The organism is Actinomadura montaniterrae (assembly GCF_008923365.1).
Lineage (GTDB): Bacteria > Actinomycetota > Actinomycetes > Streptosporangiales > Streptosporangiaceae > Spirillospora > Spirillospora montaniterrae.
The window spans coordinates 1-6,352 of the sequence record NZ_WBMR01000367.1 but is presented as its reverse complement, the minus strand read 5'-3'; the positions used below and the strand labels follow the sequence as shown (position 1 = coordinate 6,352).

The window sequence follows — 6,352 nt, the reverse complement described above, 5'->3', positions numbered from 1 at the left end:
CCCGGGCGCCGCCGGCTACGAGAGCTTGACCTGGTTGAGGTCGTACGCCTGGTACTGCGGCAGGTACTGCGCGTTCTTCACCCGCGACGAGTGGAAGATCGGGTACTTCTGGTTCATCAGCGGCACCACCGCGGCGTCCTGCATGATCTGCTTGTCGGCCTGCGCCCAGAACCCGGCCGCCGTGTTGACGTCCTTGGCCTTCAGCGCCTGGTCGATGAGCGCGTTGACCTTCGGGTTGTTGTAGTCGCCGTAGTTGGTGGAGTTCGGGCCGTACTGGCGGCCGTCGAACAGCGGCACGATGTTGGTGCGGCCGTTGTTGCCGTACCAGTCGGGCACCCAGCCGGGGCCGGCGATGTCCCACTTGCCGGCCTTGGCGTCGGCGGGCGTCACCAGCGTCGTGTTGTAGAAGGTGCCGTTGGTGTCGGGCGTGAGGTTCGCGGTGATCCCGCACGCCTTCAGGTTCGCCTGGACCGACTGCGCGACCTTCGGGTGGTTGCTGGAGACCCGGTAGGGGAACTTGAGCGTCAGCCCGTTGGGGTACCCGGCCTGCGCGAGCAGCTGCTTGCACTTGTTCGGGTCGCCGGCGTTGCCGGGCGTCGGGTACAGGTTGAACGGCTGGTAGCCGACGCTGCGCGGCGGGATGACCTGGTTCAGCACCTCGCTGACGTCCGGGCCGCCGTAGATCTGGATCAGCGCGGTCTTGTCGACCGCGTAGTTGATCGCCTGCCGGACCTGCACCTTGCTCAGCGCCTTGTTGTTGTTCGGGCTGAGGGTGTTGAAGACGATGTAGGGGTTGCTCGTCGACCCCTCCATGATCTTGAAGTTCGGGTTGGACTTCAGGCTCGGGATCCGCGACGTCGGCACCGGCTGGTCCCAGGCGAGGTCGGCGGAGCCCTGCTCCATCTGCTGCTGGACGACGTCGGGCGAGTCCTGCCCCATGGTGACCTGGATCCGGTCGGGGTTCTGCGCCCGCGTCGGGTCGGAGGCGGCCTTCCAGTTCTTGTTGCGGTCGAGGACGTACTGCTTGTTCGGCGTGTACGAGACGATCTGGTACGGGCCGTCGGACACCGTGTGCTGGCGGAACTGGGGGCTGTCGGGAATGTACCCGTCGTACTCGGCCGGGGCCGCCGCCGCGAACTCCAGCGCGAGGATGTTGGTGAAGTCGCTCGCGGGCTGGGTCAGCTTGATGACGAGGGTCTTGTCGTCCTTGGCCGTCAGCCCCGGCACGTCGTGGTCGTTCTGGTAGGCGGCCATGGCGGACGCGCTCTTCGGGTCGACGCTCCCGTAGCCCTTGCAGAACGCGCTCATCCCGACGATGGTCTCGCTGTAGTACGCCTTGCCGCCGGACGGCTTGGCGGGGTTGCAGACCCGCTTGATGCCGCGGATGAAGTCCTGCGCGGTCACCTCGCGGGCCGGGTTGGTGTTCCAGAGCACGCCGGTGCGCAGCTTGATGGTGTAGGTCTTCCCGTCCTGGCTCAGGCCCCCGTTCTGGGTGGTGGGGAGCTCCTGCGCGACGTCCGGCTGCACCTTGATGGCGTCGTCGAAGTTGTTGGCGGCCTTGAACCCGAACAGCGTCCGGGCGAACTGGCGGGCGAGCATGTTGCCCCAGGTCGTGTAGACGCTGGAGGTGTCGAGGTGGTCCACGTCGGAGGACCCGACGACCTTCAGCGTGCCGCCGGCGCTCCCGCCGCCACCACCACCGCCGCCGCTTCCGCAGGACGCCAGCGCGAGCACCACCGCGCCGAGCCCGGCGGTGACCGCCGCCCCCCGTCTCACTGCTGTCATCTGCGCACTCCCCCGTCTGCTGATGACCGACTGCCCCGGGCGATCCGCGGCCGGGCCCGCGCGGGCGGCCGCGAAGATCGCTTTAGGTAGTCAAATTAGCACCCAGCGTCATGATCGCGAGGATGCGGGGAGGAAAACGCCGCGGCGGGGCGCCGGTCAGAGCACGCGCGACCAGGCCGCCGCGTCGCCGGGGGCGGCGGAGAAGTCGTAGCGGATGGCGGCGGGGGTGAGCGCGGCGAGGCTGACGGACGTGGTGCCCCAGACGCGGCCGTCGCCCAGGTCCAGCATCGGCAGCAGGGCGCGGTGGTCGGCGCGCGGCAGGCCGTCGCCCTCCAGCAGCGGGAGCCACTCGCCCCACGCCGCCCGCACGTCCTCGCCCGGCCCGGGCTCGGGCCTGGCCGCGGCGGCCAGGCGGGGGCGGAAGTGGGCGAGGCGGGCCGCCATGTAGGCGTCCTCGGTCTCGCCCTCCAGCTGGCCCTCGCCCTCGAGCCCGCTGTTGACGATCAGGTGGAGGCCGCGTCCGAGGCCGCGCTCGGTGAGGTCCCGGCCGTCCCAGCTCCACAGCCGCACCCGGTCCGGTTCGGCGCCGACGAGGTGGAACGGGTCGAACGCGGCGAGCTCCAGCTCGCCGAGCTTGCCGTCGGCGGCCATCCGCAGCGGCAGCCCGCCGCGGGTGGCGCGGCCGTCCTCGGGCGCCATCCGGCCCCGGCCGTTGAGGACCAGCGCGACGCGCGGGGCGGCCGGGTCCACGGCGAACCAGGTGCCGCCGGCCCGCAGGTCGCGGCCGGCGACGAGGCCGGGCCGGTCGGGCCAGTGCCGTCCCGGCGGCTCCCACTCGCGGGCGATGAACTCGTCCCGCACGCCCGCGACGAGCACGGGGACGGCGGCGGAGGGGTCGACACTGATGATCGCCGTGCACATGCCCCCAATTGGAGCACTTCCCCCGAACCCACCCGAACGCCGGGGTCCGGGACTACAGCGGCGGCCAGGGGATGGCGGGCCAGTCCTCGGGCGGGTACGGGTGGATGCGGTGCTTGAGCATGAGCTCGACGCGGCGGCCGGTCGCGTCGACCTCCTCCTCGGTGAGCAGCTCGGCGAGGCGGGCGGCGAGCGGGCCGTCGCGCAGCGCGCGGTCGACGCGGGTGAGGGCCTCGACCGCCTCGGAGGTGAGCGGCTTGCCGCGCCACTGCCACAGCACCGTCCGCAGCTTGTACTCCACGGAGAAGCAGACGCCGTGGTCGCAGCCGTAGACGAGGCCGTCGCCGGGCGGCAACAGGTGCCCGATCTTGCGGTCGGCGTTGTTGACGACGGCGTCGAACACCGCCATGCGGCGGATCGCGTCGTCGTCGGAGCGCGACAGCGCGACCAGGTCGATGTCGGGGTCGGGCTCCACCCACAGCTGCACCATGCCCGGCCCGTACGGGCCGTCGCGGTGGACGGTCGGGGGGACGGTCCCCCAGCCCATCGTCTTGGACACCTCGTAGGCGGCGACCTCGCGCTCGGCGAGGGTGCCGTCGGGGAAGTCCCACAGCGGCCGCTCGCCCGCGACGGGCTTGTAGACGCAGGCGGCGCTGACGCCGTCCAGCTCGACCGTGCAGTACAGGGTGGCGTTGGAGGCCTGGACGAGGCGGCCCTCGATCGCCAGCCGGCCGCCCAGCAGCAGCCGCTCGGCGGCGGGGACGTCGCGGGGGGAGACCCGGTCGCCGGCGGGCTCGCCGGCGGGGGCCCGGTCCCGGGAGGACTGCGTCATGCGCTCATTCTCCCGGGCGGCCCGTCCTTGATCCAGTGCGGGTCCCGGTCCGGGGCGGCCGCGACCCGGCCCGGCGTGCCGACCGCGCCCATCTCAGCCCAGGTATCCGTTCTGGCGGGGGCACACGTGGCCCTCGGCGTCCAGCGGCAGCCCGCACAGCGGGCACGGGGGCCGCCCGGCGGCGACCACCTGCAGCGCCCGCTCGGCGAACGCGCGGGCCTGCGCGGCGCTGATCCGCACCCGCAGCACCGCGATGGCCGGGTCGTCCTCGCCGACCTCGGCGTCCTCCTCGGCCTCGGTGACCTCCTGCGCCTCGATGACGACCCGCTCGTCGTCGGGGTCCCAGGCCAGCGCCATCGTGCCGACCTTGAACTCCTCCTCCACCGGCTGCTCCAGCGGGCCGTCGTCGCGCAGCTCCGACGGGGTGACCGCGGGGACGTGGGCCTCGCCGCCGCTGCGCCGCAGCACCTCGTCCAGCAGCTCCTCGAGCCGCTCGGCCAGCAGCGTCACCTGGAACTTCTCCAGGCCGACGCTGGTGACCCGGCGGCCCGCGCGGGCCTGCAGGTAGAAGGCGCGGTCGCCGGGGCGCCCGACGGCGCCGGCGACGAACCGCTCCGGCAGGTCGTAGGAGATGACGGGCATGGCATCGACCCTACGCGCCGCCGCCGACGACCGCGTCACTCGCCCCGGATCCGGTTTTCCCGTCATCGCCCTCGTCCGGCTTGGGCAGCAGACCGGCGACGTCGCCGCCGGTGTCGTTGACGCGGACGACGAACGGCCGCAGCTCGGTGTAGCGGATCGCGGTGACCGACGCGGGGTCGGCCTGGATGCGCTGGAACTGGTCCAGGTGGAGGCCGAGCGCGTCGGCGACGATCGCCTTGATGATGTCGCCGTGGCTGCATACCGCGTACAGGGCGTCCGGGCCGTGCGCGGCGGCGACGCGCTCGTTCCAGTCGCGGACGGCGGCGACCGCGCGGTGCTGGGCGTCCGCCATCGCCTCGCCGTCCTCGCCGGGGAACCGGGCGGCGCTCGGGTGGGCCTGCACGACCCGCCACAGCGGCTCCTCGGCCAGCTCCTTGAGCGGGCGGCCCGTCCAGTCGCCGTAGCGGACCTCGCCGAACCGCTCGTCGATCTCCACCTTGTCCACGGTGCCGCCGGCGTCGCGGGAGTGCGGGGCGGCGACCGACTCGGCGGTCTCGACGCACCGGTCGAGGGGGCTGGAGACGACCGCGGCGAGCGGCAGCGCCGCCAACCGCCCGGCGACCGCGGCGGCCTGCGCGCGGCCGCGCTCGTCCAGCCGCACGCCGGGAGTCCAGCCGGCGAGCACCGGCCCGGTCATAGCGGTCAGGCCGTGCCTTACCAGGAGAAGGGTCGTCACAACTGGCCACTGTAGGAGATGCGCGGACCGGATGTGATCACCGGCGCGATTCGGCGCGGCGCGCCGCATGCGCGACAATGCCTAGCGTGATCGTGGACAAGGCCATCTACGCGGGCGGCGTCCGCAGCGACATCGACGGCGACATCAGCGACGCCTTCGACCTGGCGCGGGCGAACGGCGACTGCTTCCTGTGGATCGGCCTCTACGAGCCGGACGAGGAGGAGTTCGAGCTCGTCAAGGACGAGCTGCGGCTGCACCCCCTCGCCGCGGAGGACGCGGTGTCGGCGCACCAGCGGCCGAAGATGGAGCGCTACGACGACACCCTGTTCGTGGTGCTGAAGACGCTCGCCTACGTCGACGAGACCTCCGACATCGAGGTCGGCGAGATCATGGTGTTCCTCGGGTCGGACTTCGCGGTCACCGTCCGGCACGGCGCCGGGAACCCGCTCGGGCCCGTCCGCAAGCGGCTGGAGGAGGACAAGGACCTGCTCAAGCACGGCGCGACCGCCGTGCTGTACGCCGTGTGCGACGAGGTGGTGGACCGGTACGGGCTGGTCGCGCACGAGGTCGAGGTGGACATCATCGGGCTGGAGCGGGCGGTGTTCGACCCGCGGGCCCGCGACGTCACCGCCGACATCTACTCGCTCAAGCGGGAGGTGCTGGAGTTCCGCACCGCCGAGGACCCGCTGGTCCCGGTCCTGCAGGAGATCGTGAAGGGCCGGGTCTCCGAGTGCGCCGGGACCCGGGAGTACTTCCGCGACGTCCTCGACCACCTGCTGCGGGTGGACGCGCAGGTCGACGCGCACAACGAGCTGCTGAACAGCGTGCTGAACGCGCATCTGGCGCTGCTCGGCAAGCGGCAGAACGAGGACATGCGGAAGATCTCGGCGTGGGCGGCGATCATCGCGGTGCCGACCGCGATCGCCGGGATCTACGGCATGAACTTCACGCACATGCCGGAGCTGAAATGGTCGTGGGGCTACCCGGTCGTCCTGCTGGTGATGGCGGCCGTGTGCGTCCTGCTCTACCTCAGGCTCCGCAAGAGCGGCTGGCTGTAAGACACGCCGGGGGCCGCTACGCGGCGTCGCGGCCGGGCGTCCTGCCGGGGAGCAGTTCGGGGGGCGGCGCGGCCAGCAGCACGGCCCACAGGTGCGACTCGGCGCCCTGCGACTCCAGCCGGCGGCGCACCCGCTCCACCCCGCCCCTGGTCGGCAGCGCCAGCCACAGCAGCAGCGGGTAGCCGACGGCGAACCCGGCGGCGAACACCACCACGGCGTGCGCGATCATCGCCAGCGGCAGGCCCAGCAGGATCACGCCCTCGGCCAGCGCGAACCGCAGCAGCACCGCCTGCCGGAACTGCGTGAGCGCCAGCCGCGCCGCCGCCGGCGGCTCGGCGCCCGGCGCCATCGCCAGCGGGGCGCGCGGCCCGGCCAGGGCGG

6 protein-coding genes and 1 pseudogene are annotated in these 6,352 nt (G+C 72.6%); 1 reads left to right on the top strand and 6 read right to left on the bottom strand.

Features of this window, described 5'->3' with window-relative positions; genetic code table 11:
- Positions 1 to 15: 15 nt before the first annotated feature.
- The 5 genes from F9B16_RS48620 to F9B16_RS48600 form a co-directional block, all read right to left on the bottom strand.
- Positions 16 to 1,785, bottom strand: a complete 1,770-nt coding sequence (locus tag F9B16_RS48620) for an ABC transporter substrate-binding protein (protein ID WP_151547053.1) — start codon at positions 1,783 to 1,785, stop codon at positions 16 to 18.
- A gap of 156 nt (positions 1,786 to 1,941) precedes the next feature.
- Positions 1,942 to 2,706 carry an NRDE family protein gene (locus F9B16_RS48615; RefSeq protein WP_151547052.1) on the bottom strand — a complete coding sequence of 255 codons (765 nt, stop codon included), beginning with the start codon at positions 2,704 to 2,706 and terminating at the stop codon, positions 1,942 to 1,944.
- Positions 2,707 to 2,758: 52 nt separating this feature from the next.
- Positions 2,759 to 3,535, bottom strand: coding sequence for an SCO1664 family protein (locus F9B16_RS48610; protein ID WP_151547051.1), 777 nt, complete (start codon positions 3,533 to 3,535; stop codon positions 2,759 to 2,761).
- Between the two features lie 93 nt (positions 3,536 to 3,628).
- Complete coding sequence (locus F9B16_RS48605) at positions 3,629 to 4,177, bottom strand: DUF3090 domain-containing protein (RefSeq protein ID WP_151547050.1); 549 nt, start codon at positions 4,175 to 4,177, stop codon at positions 3,629 to 3,631.
- 10 nt (positions 4,178 to 4,187) lie between these two features.
- Entirely contained in the window at positions 4,188 to 4,913 is a 726-nt protein-coding gene (locus tag F9B16_RS48600) for a histidine phosphatase family protein (protein WP_151547049.1), read from the bottom strand.
- Between the two features lie 86 nt (positions 4,914 to 4,999).
- Here F9B16_RS48600 and corA point away from each other — a divergent pair, with 86 nt between their 5' ends.
- On the top strand, positions 5,000 to 5,971 hold the full coding sequence (gene corA, locus F9B16_RS48595) for a magnesium/cobalt transporter CorA (protein ID WP_151547048.1): 972 nt from the start codon (positions 5,000 to 5,002) through the stop codon (positions 5,969 to 5,971).
- A 16-nt stretch (positions 5,972 to 5,987) separates the two neighbouring features.
- On the opposite strand, the pseudogene F9B16_RS51950 reads toward corA, so the two are convergent.
- Positions 5,988 to 6,352: pseudogene (locus F9B16_RS51950) on the bottom strand (hypothetical protein); the annotation flags it as partial.